1 protein-coding gene is annotated in these 2,410 nt (G+C 26.7%); it reads left to right on the forward strand.

The window, feature by feature from the left end; genetic code table 11:
• Window positions 1-114 precede the first annotated feature (114 nt).
• On the forward strand, window positions 115-2,301 hold the full coding sequence (locus QZ146_RS08620; protein ID WP_295723663.1) for a hypothetical protein: 2,187 nt from the start codon (window positions 115-117) through the stop codon (window positions 2,299-2,301).
• Window positions 2,302-2,410 lie beyond the last annotated feature (109 nt).

Genomic DNA, 2,410 nt, shown 5'->3' on the forward strand with positions numbered 1-2,410 from the left:
ATCCCCAATCCCCATTTCATAATTATAATAAAAAAATTATTTTTATAAAAAATAATTAATCTTTATTTACTATAAATAATTTAATTATTCTAATTAATTTATTAAAATAAAAAGATGAACATTCTATTATTTTTCTTTATATTATTAGAAGTTTCTGCCTTTGAAAATCCTATAAAAAATTATAATTTTTCTCAAAATTTAACTGGCTGGTATACAGAAACAAAGAAACAATTAGAAGTAATAGAAGGAACATCTGGGACAAAGGCAATAAAAATGACCCGAACTACTGGACAAAAAGGTGCATTTATAGCACAATGGCCAAAATGGCCAATAAAACAAAAATACACACTAGGAATGAGATATAAAGCTAAATTAAATGAAGGAGGAAAAATATTACTTTGTGTTGAAGGAAAAAAATATCTTGATTCTATATATTTATATACAAATACAACTGATACTAACGATAAATGGGTGATTCAAGAATTAGATACTCAATGGACTGAATTTATTGAAGGTGAAGGAATATTGTCATTACAATTTAGGGGAGAAACTTATGGGACTTTTATTGTAGATGAAATTTTTTGGAGGCCTGCAAAAGTTAATATTTTTTCTTCTTTAAGCATTAATGCTTGGCAATCAATAGTATATGAAGAAGAATTTGAAATAAGAGTAGCCTTGAAAATTAAAGATACAATTTATGAAAATGGAAACTATTTAAATTTAAATTTAACAATATATGATAAAGAAACAAACATACAAAAAATGTTTTTAAAAAATTATACAATAAAAAGAACTCATTTGACAAAATATGCCGAATTTATGGTAGATCCATCTAAGTTACAGCCTGGTTTTTATTATGCTAAAGTTCTAATTTATAATGAATATGCTGACCACAATGAGACAAATCAAGAATGTAATTTTAAAAAAAATAGTGGAGGATTAACAAGAGAATATTTAAAAAAAAATAAAAAAATTTACATTGATGATAAACTTCGAACATGGATTAATGGAACTATGACATTCCCAATAGCGTTATATGCAGGTACTTACAATACTACACATAGAGATAATTGGATTAACTCACCTTTTAATATGGTTTATAACGGAGGTTCAGGTGAAAAAATGATGAAAGAATTATATGAACTTTCAAATCATAGATTTTATTCTATTCAATATTTAGGCCATGGTGCTGCTACATACAATACCAGCGATGAAGCAATAAAAATTGCAAGAGAAAGTGCATTAAAAGTAGTAAAAAATAATAAAAATAATGAGGCTTTAATAGGATATTATTTACTAGATGAGCCTGGAAAAGGGGCAACAAAATCAATGATGAACACAACATTCGCGATAAGAGAAGAGGATCCTGATAGATTTGTTTTTACAGCTGTTAATCAAAGATATTCTTTAAATATAATAAAAGAAGGATTAGATGTCATAGGAACTGACTGCTATCCATGCACTACATCTGATGCTCTTCATTGTGTCTCAACTGTGGCAACTGAAGGAATAAGAAACATGGCCAATGCCAAAGCTAATTGGGGAATTATTCAAATATATGATAAAACAGTTGATGGTGAAAATGGGCAAAATGCCCCCACAGAATTAGAAATAAAAAATATGTTATATCAGGTAATTGCAGCTGGTGCAATGGGATTATGGGCATATGATTATGCTTCTTTATGGCACAAAAAAGCTCATAATCCTGCTCAATCTGAATGGCAAAAAGCTGTTAGAGTATTCAAAGAATTTAGAGAAGTTTATTCTAAATTTGTTTATTATGTAGATGAACCTTTTAGAGAATCTTATATTTTCCCAGAAATGATTTATTCAATTCCTAGAGGAGAAAATGTTATAGCTAGAATTTGGAAAAAAGAACAATATGACTATATTTTATTAGTAAGTATGGATAGAAAAAAAGAATTTGTAAGTTACACTTTTACAAAGCCTAGTAATAAAACCTGCATTCAAATAATGAGTGGAGTTAATAAGAAAGATATTAAACAAAATAGTACTACTTCTAAAGTAACTATTAATATACCTCGTATTGGAGTAGTTTGGTTAAGAGGATTTGATAGTAATAAAGTATGTGATAAAGTTGACGAAATAGACCCTATGACTTTTAAGATAAGAGTTAACAAATCTAGTCATACATTTGCAATAGTATTTTCACTAATTTTGATTATTTGTATAGCAGGTATAGTACTTTATTTATTCCTTACTAAAAAATTATGCTTTAGAGAAGGTTATAAGTTTAATGACACCATTAATTCTGTTAAAAATATGAAATTAATAAATTAATAAAGAGTATTTGAAAAAATGATTAAAATTTAAAAAATGATTATAATTTTTATTTTAATTAATATTTTTTATTCAAATAATTAACCAATAATTGGGGATTGGGGATTGG

Origin of the sequence: uncultured Methanobrevibacter sp. (assembly GCF_905235195.1) — an archaeon.
GTDB lineage: Archaea > Methanobacteriota > Methanobacteria > Methanobacteriales > Methanobacteriaceae > Methanarmilla.

Excerpts from the sequence above, each read along its gene's own strand:
- QZ146_RS08620 (WP_295723663.1), top strand. The coding sequence starts at position 115 with ATGAACATTCTATTATTTTTCTTTATATTATTAGAAGTTTCTGCCTTT.